The sequence below is a fragment of the Rhodococcus sp. SG20037 genome (genome assembly GCF_031763325.1).
Taxonomy (GTDB): domain Bacteria; phylum Actinomycetota; class Actinomycetes; order Mycobacteriales; family Mycobacteriaceae; genus Rhodococcus_F; species Rhodococcus_F qingshengii.
The window spans coordinates 155,267-178,605 of record NZ_CP134497.1 but is presented as its reverse complement, the minus strand read 5'-3'; the positions used below and the strand labels follow the sequence as shown (position 1 = coordinate 178,605).

Here is a 23,339-nt window from a genome sequence, read left to right as displayed (position 1 = left end):
GATAAATACCCTCAGTCTCGCGGTAATCCGAGCATGCGCTCTCCGATCACGTTGAGCTGCACCTCGGTTGTGCCACCGTAGATGGTGGTGGCACGGCCCGAAATGAGTTGCTCCATCGCCTTGTCGCTTGGCTGACCTGGGATGCTGACCGCTCCGGCAGCACCCAGTTCGGCGACGACGAACTCGGCAATCGACTGGCTGATCTTCATCGCCAACAGCTTGCCGACGCTCGACGTCGTACTCACGTCGATCCCCGAAAGTTGCTTGAGCACAACGCGGGAACCGATGAGATCGATCGCCTGACTCTCCGCAACCAGCTCGCCGACACGGTAGCGTCCGATCGGGCTCAGGTCTGCCGACTTCGCGAACTTCAGCAGATCGGAGTCCGAGGCGTACGCCTCCATCTTCTGGCTGAGCGCGACGCGCTCGCCGGCCAGCGTCGTCCGGGCGACGTTCCAGCCGTCGTTGACCTCGCCGACCACGTTCTCGTCGGGGATGAACACGTCGTCGAGGAACACCTCGTTGAACAACGCCGAGCCCGTCATCTCACGCAGCGGGCGGACGGTGATGCCCGGTGTCGACATATCGAGCACGAAGTAGGTGATGCCCTGATGCTTCGGCTTGCCGGCGTCCGTACGGGCGATCAGCATCGCCCAGTCGGAGAACTGAGCAACCGTGGTCCAGATCTTCTGACCGGTGATCTTCCAACCGCCGTCGACCTTTTCGGCCTTCGTGGACAATGACGCAAGGTCGGAACCAGCACCGGGCTCGCTGAAGAGCTGGCACCACACCAGCTCACCCTGCAGGGTAGGCACGGCCAGCTCTTGCTTCTGCTTGTCCGAACCATGTGCCACGACGGCCTGCACTGCCCACGTTCCCATCAGAAGCTGCGGCATCGAGATACCGGCAGCCTTGATTTCCTGGGAGATGACGATCTGCTCGAGCGGAGCGGCGCCGCGCCCGTACGGCTTCGGCAGGTGAGGCTGAACCCAGCCGCCGTCGCCGAGCGCGATCAGCTGGTCGTCCTCGTCGAGCTCGACCAACTTGGCAAGCTCGGCCGCGATGCCGCCGCGGATCTCCTCTGCCTCCGGCGGCAGTTCGAGAACCGAAGCCCGGCTGACACCGTCAAGTGCCTGCTGCGCAACACGGTTGGCACGATCCTCGCGGGTACCGAGAATGCCGCGGATCGAGAGCGCGCGCCGGTAGTACAGGTGGGCGTCGTGCTCCCACGTGAAGCCGATGCCGCCGTGGACCTGCACACAATCCTGCGCTACCTGCACTGCGGCGTCCGGCACGATGACTGCTGCGATATCGGCGGCAAAATCTGCCGTGTCGTCGCCCTTGTCCAATGCGCTTGCCGCATCCCACACAACGGCGCGTGCCTGCTCGAGCGCAATGCCCATCTGCGCACACTTGTGCTTGACGCCCTGGAACTGGCCGATGGGTCGCCCGAACTGCACGCGTGTCTTGGCGTACTCCGACGCAGTGGAAACGCACCAGGACATGACGCCGACGTCTTCGGCGCCGAGAACGACTGCGGCAATGGACCGTACCCGCGCCTCGGTGAGACCGTCGAGTATCCGTTCGGCGCTGATCTGAGCATTGTCAGCTTCGATCCGCGCACTACCGCGCAGCACGTCGATGCTGTCCTGAACGGTGATCGCGACTGCGCTGCTCTCGAGCACCGCGTAGCGAACGCCCTCGGGCAACTGGATCGGAACCAGCAGTACGTCGGCGTGCTCACCACCGAGCACACCGTCGAGTGCGCCCGTGATCTTGTACCCACCGTCCGACGACTCGGCCGCAAACGGTGCACCCAAGGCGACTGCTGCCGTACGACTTCCGTCGATCAGACCGGGCAGGAACTCGGGTCCCGCCTTGGAATCGGCGACACCGAGAACGGCACTTGCCAATACCGTCGGAACGAACGGGCCGGGAGAGACTGTGCGGCCCAATGCTTCCAGTGCCACTGCCAAGGTCAGCAGGCCGGCGCCGTGACCACCTTGCTCTTCCGGAACCGCGAGCCCGAGAAGGTCCTGCCCGACGAGCGCCGTCCAGAACTGGGGGAACTTGTCCTCGGTCCGCGACTCCACGGCCGCGCGCACCTGCTCGGTGGTGATGGTGCGCTCGGCGAAGGAGCGCACCGAATCTGCAAGCGCGGTGTGCTCCTCACTCAGCCCGAGACCGAGTTCGTATGCGTTGCGTGCCATGCGCTTACAGTCGTTCTGCGAGGTCGGCGGTGGTCCAGGGACCCTCGCTCTCGATGGTGTTCACACCGTGCCAGCCGGCGAGTTCCGTGATGGCCCCACCCTGAACGGCATACACCTTGCCGGTGAGCTTGCAGTCCGCCGCCGCGAGATAGGCCACGAGCGGCGAGATGTTGGACGGCGCAAACGCATCGAACTCACCCTCGGGGACCTCGGCCGCGAAGAGCGCACCCATACCGGGTGTCGCCAGCGTCAGTCGAGTACGCGCGATCGGCGCAATTGCGTTGACGCGCACGCCGTATCGATCGAGCTCGTCAGCGGCCACCAACGTCAGGGCTGCGATGCCCGCCTTGGCGGCACCGTAGTTGCCCTGGCCCGCATTGGGCATGAAGGTACCCGAAGCCGAAGCAGTGTTGATGACCGAAGCGTTGACGGTCTCGCCTGCCTTGCTCTGGTCCTTCCAGTATGCGGCAGCGTGGTGCAGTGTCGCGGCGTGCCCTTTGAGGTGCACGGCAATGACTGCGTCCCACTGGCTCTCGTCCATACCCGCGATGAAGGCGTCACGAAGAATGCCGGCGTTGTTGACCAGGACGTCGAGTCGGCCGAACTCACTGACGGCCTGCTTGACGAGGCCCTCGGCACCGTCCCAGGTGGCGATGTTGTCGGTGTTGGCAACGGCCTTGCCGCCTGCGGCAACGATCTCGTCGACTACCTGCTGCGCGGGGCCGGCATCTGCACCGGAACCGTCGTTTGCGCCGCCGAGGTCGTTGACCACGACGCTCGCACCCTCACGAGCGAAGAGCAGCGCATGCTCACGGCCGATGCCGCGTCCTGCTCCGGTGATGATCGCTACGCGACCGTCGAGACTTCCCATCAGTTCAAATTCCCATCAGTTCAGTTGTCGGACATGAAGACTCATTTGTCGGCGATGACCGCGAGGCCGTCCTTGATCACGAGGTCGCCGACCGCACTGGTTTCGTACGAGTACGACGTGGCTCCGTCTGCCGAACTCGACTTGTAGAACACCGTCTCGATGTCCTGTGTCGGGAGTACGGGTTTCGCGAATCGCACTGCGAGACGGCGCAACCGCTCGGTCTCGCCGCCTGCCAGTTCGGTCAGGGCTCCCCACGACGTGAACGCCATCGTGCACAGTCCGTGGTTGATGATTCCGGGGAGCCCGGACATCCGAGCGATCTCCTCGTCAAGGTGGATCGGCATCGGATCGCCGGAAGCCGGTGAGTACCGGAACGTCTGGTCCTCGTCGATATGCTGGTTCACCACCGCTGCGGGACTACCAGCGCGAAGAGCGTCGTCGAATCGGTGTTCGGGAGCCTTCTCGCCCAGTCCGGGGCCCGCGTCGACCTTGCGGAAGAACGCTGTCATCCATTGCTCGTTGACCAATTCACCCTTGTCGGTTTTGGTTTCGACGTAGATGACGACGGTGGACCCGTTGTCCCGGCCCTCGAATCCGATGGGCTTGGCGCGAGCGACCAGATGGTCGCCAGGGTAGATCGGACGGTGGAACAGGAAGTCCTGCTCACCGTGAACGAGCTTCATCAGCAGTTCGACCGGCGCCACCGACAGCGCAGCGGGTGCCATCGACATGAAGACGGGTACCACCGCGAAGACCGGCGGAGCGATCTCACCTTTCAGGTGTCGCTCGATGGGGTCGTTTGTGGCAGCGGCATATTCGGCGATGCGCTCGGCTGTCACCTCGAAGTGCTCCGGATCGGTCCATACGTCCAGCCCGGACGTATCGAATTCGACCGCGTTGGTCTTCGGTGTCGTCATCGAGCCGTTACCCGACCAGCTCGGCGAACTTGGCCAGCGAGGCCTCGAGATCAGCCTTGGCGTTCTTGGCAACTGCCTTGCCGATCGGCCCGACGATCATGGTGCCCTTGAAGCTGGCGTCGACGGTTGCCTTCGAGCCCGCACCGTCGGCCTCGACCGAGAGGATGAATTCGACGGTGACGCCGGCCATTCCGGTACCGGCAATCTTGACCATCTTCGGAACCTCGACCTCTTCGACGGTCCACTCGATCTTGTTGGCCATACCCATCACGGAGACGACCTCGGTGAACTTGGCGCCCAAAGCCACCTCGGTGGGGAGTTCACTCTTCCAGCCCTGGTGAATGGTGAGCCACTCCTCCCAGCGCGACAGGTCGGAGAGCGCATCCCAGGTCTTCTCGGGGGATGCGGGCAGTACAGCGGAGACGGAAACGGAAGCCATGATGAAACTCCTAGTGGGTAGCTAGCGGGTTGAGGGTGTGATTCAGCGTGCGTAGGGCTTGTATGCGGTCACGACAACTGCACCGCCGAGTCCGATGTTGTGCTGGAGGGCGACCTTCGCGCCGTCGACCTGACGCTTGTCCGCGGTTCCGCGGAGCTGCCAGGTGAGTTCGGCGCACTGCGCGAGGCCTGTTGCTCCGAGAGGGTGGCCCTTCGAGATAAGGCCGCCGGACGGGTTGACCACCCAGCGTCCGCCGTAGGTGGTGTCGTCGGCGTCGACGAGCTTGCCGCCGTCACCTTCGGCGCACAGTCCAAGTGCCTCGTAGGTCAGCAACTCGTTGGTGGAGAAGCAGTCGTGGAGTTCGATGACGTCGACGTCGTCGGCGGTGATCCCGGCCTGGGCGTATACCTTCTCGGCGGCCTTGCGGGTCATGTCTGCGCCGACGAGGCTGATGGCGCTCTTGTCCTCGAAAGTGCTGTTCATGTCGGTGACCATGGCCTGTCCGACGATCTCGATCGCCTGAGCAGCGAGCCCGTGCTTTTCGACGAATGCTTCGCTGGCGATGATCGCCGCGCCGGATCCGTCCGAGGTGGGCGAGCACTGGAGCTTGGTGAGCGGCCCGTGAATCTGGCGTGCTTCGAGGATCTGCTCGAGGGTGTACTCGTCCTGGAACTGCGCGTACGGGTTGTTCAGTGAGTGCTTGTGGTTCTTGACGGCGATCTTCGCGAACTGCTCGGCAGTGGTTCCGAAGCGTTCCATGTGCTCGACGCCCGCGGCGCCGAACATGTACGGAGCCGGCGGCATCGCGAACTCCTGCAGCTCGGCGAGAGCGAGGAGGTGCCGCATGAGGGGCTGTTCACGGTCGTCGTAGGTGGATCCGAGGGACCCGGACTGCATCTTCTCGAAGCCCAGCGCGAGTGCGCAGTCGGCCTGACCACTCTTGACCGCCTGCGTGGCGAGGTAGAGCGCGGTCGATCCCGTCGAACAGTTGTTGTTCACGTTGACGATGGGGATACCCGTCAGACCGAGCTCGTAGACAGCGCGCTGACCTGCGGTGGACTCGCCGTAGACGTAGCCGACGTATGCCTGCTCGACCTCGGTGTAGTCGATACCCGCGTCTTCGAGCGCCTTGGTACCCGACTCGCGTGCCATGTCGGGGTAGTCCCACTCGCGGGCTCCCGGCTTCTCGAACTTCGTCATGCCGACGCCGACGACAAAAACCCTGTTACTCATTGCCACTCCTGAAGAGAACGGTATCTGTGTGTGACACGCTGTCCCACCAAAGTATGTGAGACATCTTGTCCAGTCAATGGCGGGGTGAGTATCGTTCGATTTATGACAAAAACAGCCGAGTCGGCGCAGCCCGACGGGCGCAGCACTCGCTGGAACGATCACAAGGAGCAGCGCAAAGCGCGGATCCTCGACGCAGCACTCGATGCAGTCAACGAAGGTGGCGCCGACGTCGGCGTCCAGCAGATCGCCGAGCGCGCCGACGTCCCCCGCTCTGTTGTCTACCGGATCTTCAAGGATCGAGCCGACCTCGACGAGCAGCTGCGAGTCCGCATCCTCGAGATGATGATGACCGACCTGGCCCCCACTCTCACGCCGAAGGGCACCGTCGGCGAGGCCATCTCACGGGCCGTCGAGACCTACCTTCAGTGGATTGTGAAATATCCACGACTGCACCACTTTTTAGGCAAGGGCTCGCCGAGTACGCGGGCCACCGGTTCGAAAGTGGTGACCGGAACCAAGACGGCAATCGCCGTCCAATTGGGAAATTTGTTGGGCACGATCCTCACCAGCCGTGGCAAACCGTCGAAGATGGCGGAGCCCTTGGCTTTCGGCGTCATCGGATTGGTCGACGTCAGCGTCAACCGTTGGCTCAGCCAGCCGGGTTCCGATGTGACCAGTGCGGAATTGGCCGAATTCCTCGAACGCTCCATCTGGCAAGTCCTCGACGGCAATCTCCGGAGCATCGGTGTCGACATAACGCTGTCGACTCCGATCGCCGACCTGTGACAGTCACCGAACTACCCTGGACACTCGGCGGACGTGGACTTCAACTGGTCCAGGTTCCATCACTCGCCCTGCACGCACTGGGTGAAGACAACGCCACTCTTGCAATGGAACTCGCACCCGACCTCCTGACCCCGTATCTCCTCGGCGAAGAATGCCAGGGCTTGTGGCGCTACCGGAGCAAGCAGATAGCAGAGAATCCCCTCGACAGCGCGTGGATCACCCGCATCGCCGTCGATGCCCGCACCTCGACGCCGGTGGGGTTGGCCGGATTCCACGGTCGCCCCGATGCGCGCGGGATGGTGGAGGTCGGATATCGCATCGACCCGGCGTTCCGGCGCCAGGGCTACGCACGAACCGCCCTCGAGATACTTCTCGACGTCGCGAGTCGCGAATCCGAAGTACACATCGTTCGCGCGACCATCAGTCCGGACAACATCGCATCACGAAATCTGATCAGCCAGTACAGTTTCAACGAAGTCGGTGAGCAGTGGGACGAAGAAGACGGTCTGGAGACCATCTTCGAAGTCAGTGCCTCTCCGGAACCGTGACCGCCGTCAACCCGCTGGTTTTATCGGTCCAGTGAATGGCACGGTCCTCCAGCATCACCGGTGTCCACAACCTGTATGTCTTCACCTGATGGTGATGACGACACAGGCATTGGAGGTTGCTCGCAATGGTCCACCCACCGCGTCTCGGATCGGAAGGATCGAACTCGGTGATGTGGTCGAGTTGGCACCTGTTCGCGGGCACCGAACAACCAGGGAACCGGCAGTGACCGTCGACGGCCCGCACCAATGCGGCCAGAGCCGCTCCCGGAGCATAGGTCAGCGCGCCGGGAGGCGGAGCGGGTTGGGTGCCATGCCCATCCGATCTTCGAACGATGTCCGGGGATCGCGCGACCAACCGTTGCATTGCCCGAATCCGATCCCCGCAGCCGTTCGGTTCGCGACTTGGGCGATCACGTCGGGTGACAAGCGGCGGGACAGTGGGAGCATGCTGCCGACGCGGTCGATTCCCCGCGGCCTGGGCGCGGAAATCGACGAACAAGGCCTGCCAGGTGGAATCAGCGGCGAGCTCGCGAGCAAAATCAGGATCGATCGGCCCGTATCCGTCGATGCTCGCGGGATCTGACGTCAATCCGAGGAGCGTCGCCAGATCACACACGATGTGCAACAACGGCTTCCGACGTGAGAATGCAGTCGATCGAGCTGCTGTGGATGCTGCCTCGCACGTTTCGCTGCCACACTGACAAGTCAGCCCCTGTTCGCCGTGCAGCAGAGCGACCAGTGCGTCGGCCCTACGGGTCGAGACATTTCGTGGATCGTGGTTGCAGACGCTTCCGGCGGCCTCGTTGATCAGGCCAAGCGCTTCGACGGCCTCGGTCGCGCTGAGTGTTGCCTGCAACTGGGCGAGTCCGTGACGGTCTGCTCGCGTGCGAACATCGCGGTGTTCCAGCATCTTCCGGCGACGTTCGGCGGCAGCATCCGGATCGTAGGCAAAGAGCTGGCGCTCGATGTCGCGCTCTAGTTGCCCGGGCGGAAGACGGTGCGCCGAGGCAAGTACCCGGCGCTCGAGTGCTGCGATCGCCTCGGGGTCGACCCCGGTGAGTCCGTCGACAATCTTGCGCACACGCGCATAGTCCAGCTCGCCGGCAGCGAAGGCGACCTTGGTGAGCGGAAGGAACTCCCGTAGGGCATCACCGATCTCGATGTGGACTTCGGCAGTACGACGCGAGCACGTGAGCATGACCGCGATCTCGTTGCATGCGATCCGCCACGCCTTGTCGACATCACCGGACACGTCGAGTTCGGCGTTGAATCTCGACTCCGACAACATGGATGCACCGAGCACCTTTTGCGCGGCTAGCATGTTCTCGCTCTGCGCCGTCGCAAAGAGCATGTCCGGCAACATGAGTGGATCGACGACAGGACGGCCGTCATCGACGACTGCCCCCACACCGCCCGTCGATCCGTTATCGAACATACATTCGACAATAAACCCACCCACCGACAAGAAAGCTAGAGTGCCGGTTTGTATCCCTTACCCTGCATCCACGCCAGCACGTCCAACACCCTGATGACCGGAACGGATTCGTCGAGACCTGCTCGTGCACGTAGATCGAGGAGTCGACTCTGCAACTCGTCTTCCCGCATGGCTACGCGAACGGGTTCCAGGTGGGCCGACTTCGTTCCCAACTCCCGCCCGATGACGTCGTCGTAGATCGGGAAGAGTCGCGGACGCTTGCGCGCGATCAGTTTGGACGCCATGGTTCGCCCGACACCGTGAATCTCTCGAAGCGCCGTCTCCAACCGCCACACCGGAGATTCCGGAGTGAAGGGATCGGGTTCGTTCGACAGATCGCGATCCGGGCCCACGTCCGCCAGGAGTCGGTTCAGTTCGGCATTGTTCTCCCCGAGCAGGAAGAAGGCTCCTTGCGCCGGAACCTGAACCGACAGAAGCGTCACCGCAACAAGATCTTCCGCGGTGAAGATGTTCGCATCACGATCGCGATTGCCACTGGGATCCCAGGAATCCCACAACGCACCGGTTCGGAGATAACCGGTCTTTCGGAGCGGCCTCGTGAAATATTCCTGCAGCACGTCGACCGCGCCGTCATCGTCCCCGTCTCGCAGCACACGCGGGAGTCGGATGGGCAACTGATCAAGCATGGTCGAGCGACCTTTCCAGTACATATTTGGCGAACCCGGCGTTGTGATACTGCCGAAATGGGCCCTTGCCCTTGGCAACAAGATGCTCCGCGAGCGGACGAACCGTCGTCATGTCGACGGGCAGTTGGGCGAACTGTTCCAACGCATCCGAGTCCTCGAGACTGCAGTCGATCACGGTCCCGTCGCCGTCGGCGGACGCCAACTCGGTGCGTCTGATGGCGACCAGATCGTGCTTGGCGTCGAGTTCTTCGATGCTGCATCCGGTTCGCGATTCCAGTGCCGAACTGGATACGTACACGGACATGACGTGCTCGATCGGCTTACCGCCGACCAGATGGCACTCGACGCTCAGAATCTCCATCGGACCGATATTGAGCGTGAACAAGCGATGGCGCTCCGCGGATCGGTTGGTCGACGGCAGGCAACTGATCGTCCACTGTTCGATCTCGACGGCGGCCGGAGCGTCGAACGCGTAGGAGAGAACCTCGGCAATCAGCTCGGCAAGATCTTCGAAGAGCGGGTCGCGCTGCAACCGCTCGAAATTCTCGACAGAAGCGGCGGGACGCACAGGCGCCTTGCTCACGCAGGTCCCCTCTCGTCCGGTGCTTTGCTCTCAGACCTCGCGTCCAAGGTACCCAGCCCTACGCGGGTCTCGCGCGTTCGCCCTCACATACACCCTCGCGTTATGGTTCTCGACACGTACCACCGCCTTACCGATCGCTAACTCGAGGAGCACACGAAGTGGAAATCAAGGGAACCGCAGCACTGGTCACCGGAGCGGCATCAGGCCTCGGCGCCGCAACAGCCAAGCGCCTCGCCGACGCCGGCGCTACCGTCTTCGGCCTGGATCTGCCCGCGTCGATCGAGCGCGCAGGCGACAACGTCCCCGCCGGCGTCACCCTCATCCCCACCGACGTGACCAGCGGCGAAGAGGTCGAAGCAGCGATCAACCAGATCGTCGAGTCGGGCTCCCCGCTGCGCATCGTCGTCAACTGTGCCGGTGTCGGCTGGGCCGGACGCATCCTGTCCAAGAAGGGTCCGCACGACCTCGAGCTGTTCCGCACGGTCATCACCGTCAACCTGCTCGGCACCTTCAACGTCATGCGCCTGGCCGCCGACGCCATCGCCAAGACCGAGGCCGTCGACGAGTCGGGCCAGCGCGGCGTCGTCATCAACACCGCTTCCGTTGCTGCCTTCGAAGGCCAGATCGGCCAGATCGCGTACTCCGCCTCCAAGGGCGGCGTGCACGGCATGACGGTTCCGGCTGCCCGTGACCTTGCGCAGTTCGGCATCCGCGTCAACACGATCGCTCCCGGCATCATCGACACCCCGATGCTCGCAGGCGTCACCGACGAGTACCGCAAGGGCCTCGAGGCCGGCGTTCCGTTCCCGTCGCGCCTGGGCCAGCCGTCCGAGTACGCGCAGCTCGCGCAGATGATCGTCGAGCACGACTACCTCAACGGCGAGACCATCCGCATGGACGGCGCACTGCGCATGGCGCCGCGCTAACCTCCCTGCTGTGCGCCTTTATTAACCGCCCGCGGTTAATAAAGGCGCACAGTTGTCAGAACGAATGAAAATACCCACCGTTGGAGTGGGCAGTTGCGCTGAGGTACTCGGCCACTTCCTTCGCCGGCATCGGTCGGCTGACGTAGTAACCCTGAACCAATTCGCAACCGGCGGTAAGCAAGAGCCTCAGCTGGTCGGCCGTCTCCACGCCTTCCGCCAATGACTGCATACCGAGCGCCTTCGCCACCTCGACCACCGAAGTGACAACTGCCGAATCACCCTCGCTCAGTTCGGTGATGAACGACCGGTCGATTTTCAGAATGTCCAACGGCAGTTTCTTCAAACTCTCGAAAGACGAATAGCCGGTTCCGAAGTCGTCCAGGGCAATCGCAATTCCGGTGGCACGCAGGCGATCCAACTCGGCGACGGCAAGCTCCTCCACTGCTCCCGTCTCTGTGATTTCCAGCTGAAGCCGTTTGCCGGACAGACCGCTTGCCTCCAGCGCATCGTTCACGGCCGATCCGAAGCCGGACGACATCAGTTGCACCGGAGAGACGTTCACCGTCACGTAAGTGTCGTCGGGCCACGTCGCGGCTTCGGCGCACGCCATGTTCAGTACCTGAAGCCCCAGAGGGACTATCAAGCCGGTCTCCTCCGCGACATCGATGAAAATGTGCGGTGCAAGCACGCCCCGCACCGGGTGATTCCAGCGAAGCAGTGCCTCGAAACCCTCGACGCGGCCGGTGTCCGCACGAACCTGCGGTTGGTAGTACAGCTCGAACTGCCGAGACTCGATCGCAAGCCCAAGTTCTTGCAGGGCCGATGCTCGCTCCCTGGCCCGCGCCCGCAGCACCGGTGAGTATCTTCCTACCCGGTTCTTGCCGGCGGATTTTGCCGCATACAGCGCCAGGTCGGCGGACATGACAAGCGTGTCCGCATCTTCGGAATCTGCGGGTGCGCCGGCATAGCCGATCGATGCACGAACCTCGATGCGATTCCCCCGCACGTAAAACGGCTCACGCAATGCATCCAGATAGCGAGCGAACACCTCTCCGCCGTCCCCTGTTCCCCGCAAGACGACGCCGAATTCGTCACCACCGATTCGCGCACACATGGCGCCGTCGACCACCCGATTGAGCCGTGCAGCAACGGAAATCAACAATTTGTCACCGACAGGGTGCCCTAACGTGTCGTTCACCGACTTGAAATTGTCCAGGTCGAGGATTCCGACAAGGACTTCCTCGCCGGTTCGGACGGTGCCGAGCGCGTCGGACAGCTCCGAGCCGAACGTCCGGCGATTCGGGAGCCCGGTCAGTCCGTCGGTTGCAGCAAGCCACAGAATTCGCCGCTCGTAGTTGTACTTCTCGGTGATGTCCGAGCCCACGCCTCGCCAACCCACGAACTCCGTGGCCTCGGATAGCCTGGGGTGACCCGACAGAGACCACCATCGGTCGACGCCGTCGACACGAACGGGAATGACGACCTCTCGAAACGGCATGAGGCGGTCGAGGTGGTCTCCGATGACCTGGACCGCGGCTCGGCCACTCTTCGTCGAACCCACGTCGAGCCGATCCAACAATCCGCGCAGCGACAGGGTTCGCAAGTCGGAGACGGGAACTCCCGAGATCTGCGACAGCCGAGCGGAGGTGTGCGACAACGTCCCGGTGGTGTCGACTTCCCACAGCCAGTCGCGTGACCCACCCTCGAAATCGTCGAGAAGCAAACTGACCGTCTGGCGCTCGGCAGCAGCCTCGAACTCGGCAAGACAACGACTTCGGAACGACGCCCAGAGGTACACGACGCCGATAATCAGTGTCACCGAGTACACGACCAACTGGAACGAGAGGACAGCGTATTCCGTGGTTCTCTTGGGCAGGATAACGACGAGCAATCCGATGCTGTGCACCAGAATCCACGCTACCGCTATCGACCGAACCGTCGACAATGCTACGGCGCCGGCGCCCATGACTCCGGCGAATGTCGCTAGAAGCACAAGCTTTCGCGAGTTGTCCGTCACGGGAAGCATCGCGGCGGCGAGAACGACAAGCAGAAGCCCGAACAGGATCACCTCGAGCATGAGCGCCCAGTAGTCGTACCTCGTCGTATGTTTGGGCGTGTACCGGCCCTTCAGGACGACTCGCGGTATCCAGACGCGCACCGAATTGAGGACGACCAAGAAGGCCGCAGAACCCCAGATCACCCGAAACTCGTTGTGACCGGGGGGTACGACATACACAAGCAAAGCGCACACGCTGAGTACATTGACCATGTTGGCCAGTGGCGCGACCGTCGTCACCTGCAGTATCTGGCGTGCGAAGAGGTCGCGCCGCTCGACGTCAGACAGTTCGGCGTCGCTCGCACTCGAAGTCAGCCTGCTCAGCATGCAACACCCTCCATCGTGGAGCCGACCAGATGAAGGTAGCGCGGATGCGGGTTCCGGACACACGATGACGAGAAACTACGAGTTGAAACATACTGTTAAATAGGATGTTTCAGACAATCGCGACAGAACGGATCAGCGCTACAACTCGGAAGCCAGCGGAATTTCCTTCTCCGCGCGGTCCGTCATCCACTCACGGAGGACCTTGGTGGCAATGACGTCGTCCTCGTTGTACTGCAGGATGCGTGTCCGCTGCGTCTCGTCCGGCTCACCGTCGTAGCCGACCGCCTCGCGGTACCACGCCATCGACGCTTCACCCCCGGCCTCGGCGTCACGCCAGTTGAATCCGGCAACGGGGGCAATCTTCTTGAGTCCCTTGCCGTTCGGGCAGATGAACTGATCACTCACCGCTTGATAGATGTCGACCCACTGCGGACTGTCGATGAACTCGCGGATCTCGTCCTTACTCGGAATCCCGGGTTCACCGGCAAACCTGCGCGCCGAGTCCAACAACCATTTGTCCTCGGCCGAACGCGAATAGCAGTACGCGGCAAAGGTTTTACCCGAAGCGGCGGCTGCGGCACGCTCCGCCATCAGCCAGCCCCAGAACTCTGCGAACGACCGCGCCTCGTCACGTGTCGGCAACGGGTCCCACGTCGCAAATCCTCGATACATCGAGAAGCCACCGACATTGAGCAACGTCCCCCACAGGTAGGCGCCGTGCTCCTGATAGCTCTCCATGTCGACGTCGATCTCGATGTCCGCCCGAGTCACCGAGATTTTCTCGAACCGCCGCACCAACGGAGCATCCACCAACCACGCCTTGGCGATCACTACTGCGTCGTCGAAATTTCCGTGCGGCCAATCCTCTAGCGGCTCACCGTCCCAGGCGGCCAGCTGATCGATCGTGTTGCAGCCCACGTCGCGCAGAAGCTCGGCCCGCGATCCGACAGCCACCAGGCTGACGTCGCGGTTGCGGACCAACTCCTGCTTGCATTCGGTCCACCACGGACACGACTTGCACTCGCTCACCTGTGACGGAGACGTCAGCACCTCACCGCGGGCCACAGCGATACGGTCGGCGAAACGCTCGTCGTAATCGTCGAGAACGGCACTGAGGTCGTGAACGAGGATGCAGTCTCCGTTGTATCCGATCGCCCCGGCCGTGAGCGACGGGCTCGCCAGCCCACGACGCTCGAGCATCCGATAGACCTGCGCGACGCGCATCTGATCGCGGACCTGACTGCGGACCTTGCGTTTGGGATCGACCACGGGCTCCCATTCGAAGAGCCCCGAGGTGATCGCGCCCTGACCCGGATCGGTCACCTTGTGATTGACGACAATGACGGGGATGTACCCACCACCCTCGTCGTCACGGATGAGCATTTCGCAGCGGCCCTTGCGTCCGGTGTCGCGCTCGACCGGCAAGACCGCGCCCCAGATCCGGTCCGCGCCGGCCTCACAGGCAGCCAAGGTGTCGCGAGCCTGAGCCGACGCCGATTGATCAGGGTTGATCTTCACCCAACGCTCGGGAGCAGCGCCGATCACGAGTTCGGCGATCTCCGCGCGCTTCGCGATCGCGGCGTCCTGGCGCTGCTTGACGCCGGTGTCGACGGGTTCCGAAGCCGATTTCCCGGGAAACAACCCGTCCAGACGCACCCGATGACGGCATCGGGTCAACGCCCCCGAATCGATGATCGGGAGCTGGGGCGCGGGGTTGTTAACGGAACACACGATGACGAAGATTATGTGCTCCCCTAGGCTGAAGCCGAAGCGCAGGTACCTGGCAACACACAAACACCTGGAAACGGGGTCCTTTTCGATGGGGTTGTTCAAGAAGCGAAAGTCTCGTGCCACCCGCAAGGCGGAGGCAAAGGCTCTCAAGCACAAGGCTGAGGTCGAGGCGAAGCTCAACGCCAAGAGCCAGCGTAAGCGCGACAAGGTCGAGACCAAGTCGCTCAAGAAGCTGGAGAAAGCCGAGATCGAGTCACAGCACAAGATCGAAAAGGCTCAGATCGCGACCCTGAAGGCGCAGGAGAAGGCCGCTGCGAATCAGGGCCTGACCGTCGCCAAGGTGCGTAAGTACCTGGGAGTGGCACGTCTGCTTGCCCCCGTTCTCCTGCCGATCGCTTACCGCGCAGCCACGGCGGTGCGCGCCCAGCTCGACACCACGCGTGCACAGAAGATGGGCATCGCCGTCGACCAGCTCGGTGACTACACCGGTCACGGCGCGAAGTTGAGCGCTCGTATCGCCGGCGCCGAGAGCTCGGTCACCGAGATCCTCAGCCGCAAGCCCGACGACGCGGAGACGCAGCGTTTCGCCGCCGCCATCCGTGAGCGCCTCGGCGACCTCAGCACGGCAGTTCGCGCTGCCGAGCAGATGCCGCAGGCTCGCCGTAAAGCAGCTCACCAGGCGATTTCTTCCGAACTCGACGGCGTCGAAGCAGATCTGCTCGCACGTCTCGGCGTGCGCTAGACCTGAGAACTCCAGTGAGAGCAGCCGAGCAGACCGCGACCCTCCGGGGGACAGCTGTCGGTTCCGCTTCGGCTGCTCTCGCTGTCGCCGCGCACGGGATCGGCGGAGGCGAGCTGCCACAGTCGTCGTCGCTGACCCTGTTGCTCGCCGTCTGCGCAACCGTCGGCGCCGTGACGGCCACCCTTCCCGCCCTCTCTCGGGGGCCCGCTGCCTTGATCGTTGCTCTGGGTCTGGGTCAGCTCGCCGCGCACACCACCATGACGCTCTCCGAGCACGCTCATTCGCCCGCTCCGGGATTGGTGATGCTCGGTGCTCACGCCGGTGCCACCGTCGCTTGTGCGGTGGCGGTCCTGGCCGCCGAGCGCCTCTACCGCGTTGTCACCCACGCTCTCCACGTCGTCCTGGCGTCTCTGGCTCCCGCCGCTGTCACTTCTCGCGGCCACACCGTCTCGACCGGAATCCATCACGGACCTGTCGACGCTCTACTTCGCGCCAGCATCTCGCGGCGCGGTCCTCCTGCCCTGGTCTGAAGATTCGTAGAACGCCCCACCCCTTCACCAGACCAAGAGGACACTTCCCGACATGAAGAACACCCTGATTTCGCGCGCGGTTGTCACGACCGTCGCTACCGGCAGCGCCGTGCTGCTGGCCGCCGGAATTGCTTCAGCACACGTCAGCGTCGTCGCACCAGGAGCTGCGCAGGGCGGATACTCCGTTCTCACGTTCCGCGTGCCCACCGAATCCGACACCGCTTCGACCACCAAGCTGACGGTGGCGCTCCCCGACCTCAAGTCGGCACGCACCGAACCGATGCCCGGCTGGACCGCCGTCGTGGAGAAGGACCCCACCTCGTTGGTCGCCAAGTCCGTGACGTGGACCGCCGACCCCGGCGTCGGAATCGCCCCCGGCCAGTTCCAGCAGTTCGTCCTTTCCGCCGGCCCGCTGCCCGAGCAGGAAGAGGTCGAGTTCAAGGCCGTGCAGACGTACAGCGACGGCAACGTCGTCAACTGGGATCAGGAAGAACTTGCCGACGGCAGCGAGCCGGACAAGCCCGCGCCGACGCTGACTCTCGCCGCATCCACCGGCGATGCTCACGGAGCGCCTGCTGCCGATAACACTGCCGAGACGTCCGCTGCTTCCGAATCTTCTTCGTCAGACAACACCGCGCGCTGGCTCGGCGGCGTCGGCCTGGTGCTCGGCGCTTTGGGCGCTGCACTCGGCCTCGGCGCACTGGTCAGGAGCAAGCGCTGATGAGTACCCGGATCAAGGTCATCGCCGTCGGCATGCTCGCGATGCTGGCCACGATGCTCGGAATGGGCACGGCCAGTGCACACTCCGCGGTGGTCGGCTCCAACCCGGAAAACGGTGCGTCCATTCAAGTTGCGCCTGACACGGTTTCGGTCACGTTCAACGAGGCTCTGCAGGCGCAGTTCGCGGCGCTGACCGTCACCGGTCCCGACGGCAACCTCTGGACCAAGAGCGATCCGTCCGTCGAAGGACCCACTGTCAGTGCAGACCTCGGCGATCTCGGGCCGACCGGCGTCTACACCATCGCGTACCGCGTCACCTCCGCTGACGGTCACCCCGTCAACGGAACCCTGACGTTCACCCTCACCGAGGCGGGGTCGGGCACTCCCGGCGCTGCCGCCGCGTCGAGTACGGGTGAGTCGGAGTCCGGCAGCATGCCGGTGTGGATCTTCATCGTCGCCGGCGTCGTCGTGTTCGGCGGTGCGCTGTTCTTCGTGCTCCGTAAGCCGAAGTCGAGCTGATCGCGTGACGGGTACGGCAAACAGGTGGTGGTTGCTGTTTGCCGTACCCACAGCTCTGCTGGGAGTCCTGATCGCCTGGGGCCTCGCCAGCCCATCGGGACCCGAATCGTCGAGCACGGTCCGCGTTCTCGCGATCGGATGTGGTTCGTTGACGCTCGGCATCGCGACGCTCGCCTGGATGGGCCGCAGTGAACGCCGCCCGGCAACAACCCCCGCCGTCATGTGGACTCAGCTCACCGCGGTGGCAGCAGTGTGGCTCGTCGCCGAGATCACGCTCCTCGTGCTCAATGCCGCAGCGGCCGACGGCGCCCCGGTCACCTCGCTGACCATCGGGCACTTCGGCGCATTCATCTCCGAGGTCAACGTCGGCCGCGTCGGCGTCGCGATCATCGCGTGCGCGTTTGCCGTCGTCTGTTACGGCATCTACGGATTCACCAATCCCGAGACGGTGCCCGTCGCACCGGCATTGGTCGTCTCCGCGTTGGCGCTCGCTGCCCGCCCGATCACCGGGCACATGGCGCAGCAGAGCTTCGGATCGATCCTCGACGCCGTTCACGTCCTCGCTGCGGCCTTGTGGTTCGGCGTGCTCGCCGCACTCGCGCTTGCCGTACCGTCGCGCGGTGCCTGGGCGATCTGGTTGCCCAAGTACTCCGCTCTCGCCTGGCGATGCGTCCTCGCGCTGGTCGTCACCGGTATCGTCAACGCCGTCGTGCGACTCGACTCACTCTCCGCCTTCTACGACACCGCATACGGCCGGGTGATCCTCGCCAAGATCGTGGCGATCGGACTGCTCGTCGCCCTGGGATGGTGGTGGCGCCGGACATGGGTGGTCGCGAGCGCTGCACACCGCATGAGTTCGGACGGATCCCTGCGTCGCGCCATCGGTGAAGTTGTCTTCATGGCCATCGCATTCGGGCTTGCCGCGGCCCTTGCGACAACTGCGTAAGACGTGCCTCAGCGCGACATTTCGTGACCCGCACATTTAACGTTTCACGTCGAGATTTAACCTCTGCGTGAGTTTATTTTCCCAGCTTGCGGCGGTTTCCGGCCCCCCTTAGCGTTGCTCGCATGACGGAGGCCCAACGCTCGTTTCTCGTCTGCGCTTCGCAGCGCAGCGGCAGTACTTTGCTGGTCGAATCCCTGCGAGCAACCGGGGTTGCGGGTGAGCCGGAAGAGTTCTTCCAGTACCTCCCCGAGACCTCGCGATCGCCGCAACCGAGGCAGTGGTTCGAAGACGTCACGGACGAGTCCGTCCTGGGTCTGCTCGCCCCGTTCCACCCGGGCACGCCGGACACTCGCACCTCCGAACAGTGGCGCACACAACTTCTCGAACTCGGCCGAACCCCCAACGGAGTCTGGGGTGGCAAGCTCATGTGGAACCAGACGCCGCTCCTACTCGATCGCGCGGCCGGATTGCCCTGGCGCAGTGGGACGGACCTACGTTCCGCACTCCACGACACCCTCGATCACGACCTGCAGTTCATCCACGTCTATCGAGAAGATGTCGTCGCTCAAGCTGTGTCGATGTGGCGCGCCGTGCAGACACAGGTTTGGCGCGACGACGCGACTCCACCGAATCTCTCGGACGGTGCGCAGTACAACGCAGTCGGAATCGCGCACCTGGTGACGATTCTCGGTGAGCAGGAACGCCAATGGAAGCGCTGGTTCGAAGAAGAGGACATCTCTCCCATCGAAGTCGGGTTCCGCGATCTCACCGAAGACCCGCAGTCCGTGGTCGCAAAAACCCTCATCTCCCTCGGCCTCGACGGACAACTGGCCCCGCCACCGCCGCTGCGTCGTCAGAGCGACGGACGATCCCGGGAATGGGTGCAGCGTTATCGCATCGACGCCGAACAGAACGGATATCCCGTCACATGAGCACCGTCACCGATGTCGTCGACGAACTCCGAGTTCTCGAATCCGAAGCGGTTCACATCATTCGAGAGGTGGTGGCAGAACTCGAAAGACCGGTACTGCTCTTCTCGGCCGGCAAGGACTCGATAGTCCTGCTTCGTCTGGCCGAGAAGGCGTTTCGGCCCTCCCCACTCCCTTTCCCGGTCCTGCACGTCGACACCGGTCACAATTTCGCGGAGGTCATCGAATTTCGCGACCGTCGAATCAAGGAGGGCGGGCACACACTTCTGGTTGCTTCCGTTCAGGATTCGATCGACCAGGGCAGAGTGCAGGAGTCGACCGAGACCAGCGGATCGCGAAACCGCCTGCAGACCAGAACCCTGCTCGACGCTCTCGAAGCTGGAAGGTTCGACGCCGCGTTCGGTGGCGCCCGCCGGGACGAGGAACGTGCGCGCGCCAAGGAAAGAGTCCTCAGCTTCCGGGACGAGTTCGGCCAGTGGGACCCGCGAGCGCAACGGGCCGAACCGTGGTCGCTCTACAACGGTCGGATCAGACGCGGCGAGTCCGTTCGTGTCTTCCCGCTGAGCAACTGGACCGAACTCGACATCTGGCGCTACATAGCCCAGGAGGAACTGGAACTGCCGTCCATCTATTTCGCGCACCAGCGGAGGGTATTCGAGCGCGACGGAATGCTCCTCGCTGCTTCCGAATTCAGCACCGACGCCGAGAACGCCGCGGCAACGACCGAGTGGGTGCGATATCGAACCGTCGGCGATCTGACCATCACCGGTGCCGTTCGATCTCATGCCACCACCATCGACGACGTCGTCACCGAAATCTCGGCCGCGACGGTTTCCGAACGAGGCGAGACTCGCGCAGACGACCGAACGTCGGTCGCCGCGATGGAAGACCGAAAGCGTGAGGGCTACTTCTGATGACGACCACCATCACTCGCCAACTCCTGCGGCTGGCAACGGCGGGTAGCGTCGACGACGGCAAGAGCACGCTGATCGGCCGACTGTTGCATGACACCGACAGTCTGCCAACCGATCACCTCGATTCCGTCACCGACGAGTACGGTGTCGCCGACCTGGCTGCACTCTCCGACGGACTACGTGCCGAGCGTGAACAGGGCATCACGATCGACGTCGCGTACCGCTTCTTCTCCACTCCAACCAGAAGTTACGTACTCGCCGACACCCCGGGGCACGAACGCTACACGCGCAACATGTTCACCGGAGCATCCAACGCTCACGTAGCGGTCCTGCTGGTCGACGCGAGGACCGGCGTGCTGCGTCAGACCCGTCGGCACGCCAGAATCGCCGCACTGCTCGGTGTTCCGAACCTTGTAGCCGTGGTGAACAAGATCGATCTGGTGGACTTCGACGAAGCGAGATTCGCTCAGGTGCAGGAAGAATTACGGGCCTTGGCGCGGCAAGTCGGACGCGAGGACGTACTCGCCATACCGGTCTCCGCGAAAGCCGGCGACAATGTCGTGACGCGGTCCGAGAACACCGCGTGGTACGAGGGGCCGACGCTCCTCGAGTACCTCGAAGGCGTCGAACTCCATGCGCCCGCGACGCACATCGAGGAGCTTCGGCTTCCCGTGCAATGGGTTTCGCGCCCCGATCCGCAGAATCGTCGCCGGTACACCGGCCGGATCTCGGCAGGCACACTGAGCGTCGGAGACGAGGTAGTGGTCCTGCCGTCCGGATCGAAGAGCACCGTGATCAGTCTGGACACTCTCGACGACAACCGCAGTACTGCCGTTGCACCACTGTCGGTTTCGGTGGAACTGGCCGACGACATCGACGTCGGACGTGGCGACGTTCTGGTCAGTGGCGGTGCGCAGGCTCATTTGCCGGTTCTGGCCCGAGAACTCGAAGCCACCATCTGCTGGTTGTCCAACACACCGTTGCGCGCGGGCGATCGGATAGCGCTCAAACACACGTCCCGGACCGTGCGAGCGACCGTCCAAGAACTGCACACCCGTCTCGATCCTGAAACGCTCGACGAGCAGGACAGCCCAGTCGAACTGGGACTCAACGACATCGGAACGGTCACGCTCCGAACCAGTTCCGTGGTGGTCGCCGACACCTACGACCACAATCGGGACTCTGGCGCCTTCATCCTGATCGACGAGCAGAGCAACGACACCGTCGGCGCCGGCACCATTCTCGAACCACGCGTCGTCGTTCCCGGCGAGCAGACCCGCAACGACATCAAGTGGCATCCGTCCTCACTCGAACGTCAACGGCGATGGGCGTCTACCACCCAGAGGGGCGCGACGATCTGGCTGACCGGCCTTCCTGCCTCCGGAAAATCCACCGTCGCAGTCGCTGTCGAACGTGCGCTCGTCGACGCGGGACGCACCGCGTATCTCCTGGACGGTGACAACGTCCGCCACGGTATCTCCGACGATCTCGGGTTCTCGCCGGGAGACCGAGCCGAGAACATCCGGCGCGTCGGGCATCTCACTCGACTGTTCGCCGACGCCGGCGTCGTGGCCATCGCGTCGATGGTCTCACCGCTGCGTTCGGATCGAGCAATTGCGCGCGCTCTCAACGAAGCTGCCGGACTCACCTTCCTCGAAGTTGCCGTCACCACTCCCGTCGAAGAATGCGAACGCCGCGATCCCAAGGGCCTGTACGCACGTGCGCGGGCGGGTGAACTGAAGGGGCTCACCGGAATCGACGCGCCTTACGAGACGCCGGAGGACCCGGACCTGGCATTCGACACAACCGGCGCTGACATCAACGAGCTGGTCGAGCGGGTCATCGCATTGTTGGAAGAGCGCGAAGCCGCAAGGCCCTAGGGATTTTCGGTGTCCGACTCGAGGTAACCGCGGTCCGCACTGTAGGCGGACCGCACGTTGGGTCGGACACCGATCTTCTCGAGGTACGCCGCCATGCGGTGCACCGCCATCGCGCTTCCCAATGCCTCGTCCGGAAGACGATCGTCGGTTTCGGCGCGCCACGTGTGAAGCTGCGAGGACAATTCCGCCTGTATTGCCGAGACTTCCGGTCGATCGATCAGATTGATCTTCTCGTCCGGGTCGGCACGGAGGTCGTACAGCTCCCGGGGTGCGCGTACCGCAAGATGCTCGGTGCCGAGCGCTTTTCCGGAAAGACTGTCCTCGATGTCGAGCGGTAGATCCAGAGCCGGGCGGACGGCGTAGTTCTCGATGTAGCTGTAGTCCTTGGTGCGCACCGCACGAATGGGATCGAAGCTGTCGTGAAAGGTCTTCTCCGTGAACAGGGAAGTACGAACGGGTTCGGACGGTTCAGTTCCGCGGTCGACGAGGGCATCGGCGTGCGAGCGCCCTTCCACCTCGGTGGGGACGTCGATTCCGAGCAGATCGAGAATGGTCGGAACAAGATCCACACCACTGAACAGTGTCTCGTATTCCTTTCCGCCACTGCGATACCGCGCGGGAGGCCGAGCGATCAAGGCAATACCGGTACCCGGGGCGTAGAGCGTCGACTTGGCACGCGGGAACGCCGCGCCGTGATCAGTGAGGAAGAAGACCCAGGTGTTCTCGTCGAGCCCCTCTTCCTCGAGGGTCGCGAGCAGTTCCCCCACCGCGGCGTCGGCCACCTCTACGCTGCCGTGGAATTCGGCCAGATCCTCGCGCACCTGTGGCACGTCCGGAAGATATCCGGGGACCTCCAGGGCTGCGGTGTCCGCCGGGGTATAGCGATCGGCGGGGTACGGGCGATGCGTTTCGAAGAATCCCGTGGTGAGCAGGAACGGCTCGGGCGGGAAGCGTCGTAGCCAGTTCTGGGCACGCGGAACCACGTAGTCGCAGAACGAGTTGGTGACGTCGTACTCGTGATAGCCCAGTCGCTTCGGATACGCAGTCTCGTGCTGCATGCCGAACAGCGAGGTGTACCAACCGTTGTCGGAGAGGATCTGCGGGAGCGTCTGCACCTCCGCGTGGTACTCCCAGCCGTGGTGCGCCAACCCGATCAGACCGTTGTTGTGCGGATACCTACCCGAGAAGAGCGATCCGCGCGAAGGCGAGCACAGCGGCGCCGTCGCGTGTGCGTCGGTGAACCGGATGCCTTCTGCCGCCAGTCGGTCGAGATGGGGGCTGTTGACCCCGGCGACACCGTAACTCGCGAGGTGTCGGCCCAGGTCGTGCCAATGAATGATCAGGACGTTATCTCGCGCAGCCGACACGTGGGCAAGGCTAGTTGCCCTGCCCACGTGCGGCAACAGCTCGA

General features: G+C 63.4%; 22 protein-coding genes. 11 read left to right on the top strand and 11 right to left on the bottom strand.

Features of this window, described 5'->3' with window-relative positions:
* Positions 1-11 precede the first annotated feature (11 nt).
* The 5 genes from RHP72_RS00865 to RHP72_RS00845 are packed head-to-tail and all read right to left on the bottom strand — an operon-like array spanning position 12 to position 5,670.
* Entirely contained in the window at positions 12-2,210 is a 2,199-nt protein-coding gene (locus tag RHP72_RS00865; protein WP_065351756.1) for an acyl-CoA dehydrogenase, read from the bottom strand.
* Between the two features lie 4 nt (positions 2,211-2,214).
* The gene (locus RHP72_RS00860) at positions 2,215-3,081 is read right to left on the bottom strand and encodes an SDR family oxidoreductase (RefSeq protein WP_007735961.1); all 867 of its coding nucleotides are present in this window, start codon (positions 3,079-3,081) and stop codon (positions 2,215-2,217) included.
* Positions 3,082-3,122: 41 nt separating this feature from the next.
* Positions 3,123-3,998 (bottom strand): MaoC/PaaZ C-terminal domain-containing protein, encoded by an 876-nt coding sequence (locus tag RHP72_RS00855; protein ID WP_050655961.1) that lies wholly within the window; start codon positions 3,996-3,998, stop codon positions 3,123-3,125.
* A gap of 7 nt (positions 3,999-4,005) precedes the next feature.
* Complete coding sequence (locus RHP72_RS00850; protein ID WP_030535858.1) at positions 4,006-4,437, bottom strand: SRPBCC family protein; 432 nt, start codon at positions 4,435-4,437, stop codon at positions 4,006-4,008.
* A gap of 42 nt (positions 4,438-4,479) precedes the next feature.
* A complete protein-coding gene (locus tag RHP72_RS00845) occupies positions 4,480-5,670 on the bottom strand; it encodes a lipid-transfer protein (RefSeq protein WP_007735955.1) in 1,191 nt (396 codons plus the stop codon).
* A 102-nt stretch (positions 5,671-5,772) separates the two neighbouring features.
* Between RHP72_RS00845 and RHP72_RS00840 the strand changes: the two genes are divergently transcribed.
* Entirely contained in the window at positions 5,773-6,456 is a 684-nt protein-coding gene (locus RHP72_RS00840; RefSeq protein WP_158170479.1) for a TetR/AcrR family transcriptional regulator, read from the top strand.
* Positions 6,453-7,004, top strand: a complete 552-nt coding sequence (locus tag RHP72_RS00835) for a GNAT family N-acetyltransferase (protein ID WP_311094202.1) — start codon at positions 6,453-6,455, stop codon at positions 7,002-7,004. Before RHP72_RS00840 ends, RHP72_RS00835 begins: the two co-directional genes overlap by 4 nt.
* On the opposite strand, the gene RHP72_RS00830 is transcribed toward RHP72_RS00835, so the two are convergent.
* From RHP72_RS00830 to RHP72_RS00820, 3 genes are read right to left on the bottom strand one after another with little or no spacing between them, the layout of a single operon-like run.
* The gene (locus RHP72_RS00830; protein ID WP_311094201.1) at positions 6,982-8,439 is read right to left on the bottom strand and encodes a DUF222 domain-containing protein; all 1,458 of its coding nucleotides are present in this window, start codon (positions 8,437-8,439) and stop codon (positions 6,982-6,984) included. The genes RHP72_RS00835 and RHP72_RS00830 overlap by 23 nt on opposite strands.
* A gap of 35 nt (positions 8,440-8,474) precedes the next feature.
* Positions 8,475-9,125, bottom strand: coding sequence for a DUF6308 family protein (locus RHP72_RS00825; protein WP_003944144.1), 651 nt, complete (start codon positions 9,123-9,125; stop codon positions 8,475-8,477).
* On the bottom strand, positions 9,118-9,708 hold the full coding sequence (locus RHP72_RS00820) for a hypothetical protein (protein ID WP_054188683.1): 591 nt from the start codon (positions 9,706-9,708) through the stop codon (positions 9,118-9,120). Before RHP72_RS00820 ends, RHP72_RS00825 begins: the two co-directional genes overlap by 8 nt.
* 158 nt (positions 9,709-9,866) lie before the next feature.
* On the opposite strand from RHP72_RS00820, the gene RHP72_RS00815 reads away from it, so the two are divergent.
* On the top strand, positions 9,867-10,634 hold the full coding sequence (locus RHP72_RS00815) for an SDR family NAD(P)-dependent oxidoreductase (RefSeq protein WP_003944195.1): 768 nt from the start codon (positions 9,867-9,869) through the stop codon (positions 10,632-10,634).
* 55 nt (positions 10,635-10,689) lie between these two features.
* Here RHP72_RS00815 and RHP72_RS00810 read toward each other — a convergent pair whose 3' ends face one another.
* On the bottom strand, positions 10,690-13,017 hold the full coding sequence (locus tag RHP72_RS00810; RefSeq protein WP_311094200.1) for a bifunctional diguanylate cyclase/phosphodiesterase: 2,328 nt from the start codon (positions 13,015-13,017) through the stop codon (positions 10,690-10,692).
* 138 nt (positions 13,018-13,155) lie between these two features.
* A complete protein-coding gene (locus RHP72_RS00805; protein WP_275232001.1) occupies positions 13,156-14,712 on the bottom strand; it encodes a TM0106 family RecB-like putative nuclease in 1,557 nt (518 codons plus the stop codon).
* A gap of 124 nt (positions 14,713-14,836) precedes the next feature.
* Between RHP72_RS00805 and RHP72_RS00800 the strand changes: the two genes are divergently transcribed.
* From RHP72_RS00800 to cysC, 8 genes are all read left to right on the top strand, one after another.
* The gene (locus RHP72_RS00800; RefSeq protein WP_003944178.1) at positions 14,837-15,490 is read left to right on the top strand and encodes a DUF6474 family protein; all 654 of its coding nucleotides are present in this window, start codon (positions 14,837-14,839) and stop codon (positions 15,488-15,490) included.
* Positions 15,491-15,504: 14 nt separating this feature from the next.
* Positions 15,505-16,020, top strand: coding sequence for a hypothetical protein (locus RHP72_RS00795; RefSeq protein WP_003944165.1), 516 nt, complete (start codon positions 15,505-15,507; stop codon positions 16,018-16,020).
* 52 nt (positions 16,021-16,072) lie between these two features.
* Positions 16,073-16,741 (top strand): YcnI family protein, encoded by a 669-nt coding sequence (locus RHP72_RS00790; protein WP_058038085.1) that lies wholly within the window; start codon positions 16,073-16,075, stop codon positions 16,739-16,741.
* Entirely contained in the window at positions 16,741-17,259 is a 519-nt protein-coding gene (locus RHP72_RS00785; RefSeq protein ID WP_003944137.1) for a copper resistance CopC family protein, read from the top strand. Before RHP72_RS00790 ends, RHP72_RS00785 begins: the two co-directional genes overlap by 1 nt.
* 4 nt (positions 17,260-17,263) lie before the next feature.
* The gene (locus RHP72_RS00780; protein ID WP_311094199.1) at positions 17,264-18,205 is read left to right on the top strand and encodes a CopD family protein; all 942 of its coding nucleotides are present in this window, start codon (positions 17,264-17,266) and stop codon (positions 18,203-18,205) included.
* Positions 18,206-18,327: 122 nt separating this feature from the next.
* Complete coding sequence (locus tag RHP72_RS00775) at positions 18,328-19,137, top strand: trehalose 2-sulfotransferase (RefSeq protein ID WP_007735934.1); 810 nt, start codon at positions 18,328-18,330, stop codon at positions 19,135-19,137.
* Positions 19,134-20,048 (top strand): sulfate adenylyltransferase subunit CysD, encoded by a 915-nt coding sequence (cysD, locus tag RHP72_RS00770; RefSeq protein ID WP_030535867.1) that lies wholly within the window; start codon positions 19,134-19,136, stop codon positions 20,046-20,048. The genes RHP72_RS00775 and cysD overlap by 4 nt, the downstream gene beginning before the upstream one ends.
* Complete coding sequence (cysC, locus tag RHP72_RS00765) at positions 20,048-21,928, top strand: adenylyl-sulfate kinase (RefSeq protein ID WP_311094198.1); 1,881 nt, start codon at positions 20,048-20,050, stop codon at positions 21,926-21,928. The genes cysD and cysC overlap by 1 nt, the downstream gene beginning before the upstream one ends.
* Here cysC and RHP72_RS00760 read toward each other — a convergent pair.
* Positions 21,925-23,295 (bottom strand): sulfatase, encoded by a 1,371-nt coding sequence (locus RHP72_RS00760; RefSeq protein ID WP_003944134.1) that lies wholly within the window; start codon positions 23,293-23,295, stop codon positions 21,925-21,927. The two genes, cysC and RHP72_RS00760, sit on opposite strands and share 4 nt — an antisense overlap.
* Between the last annotated feature and the right edge of the window lie 44 nt (positions 23,296-23,339).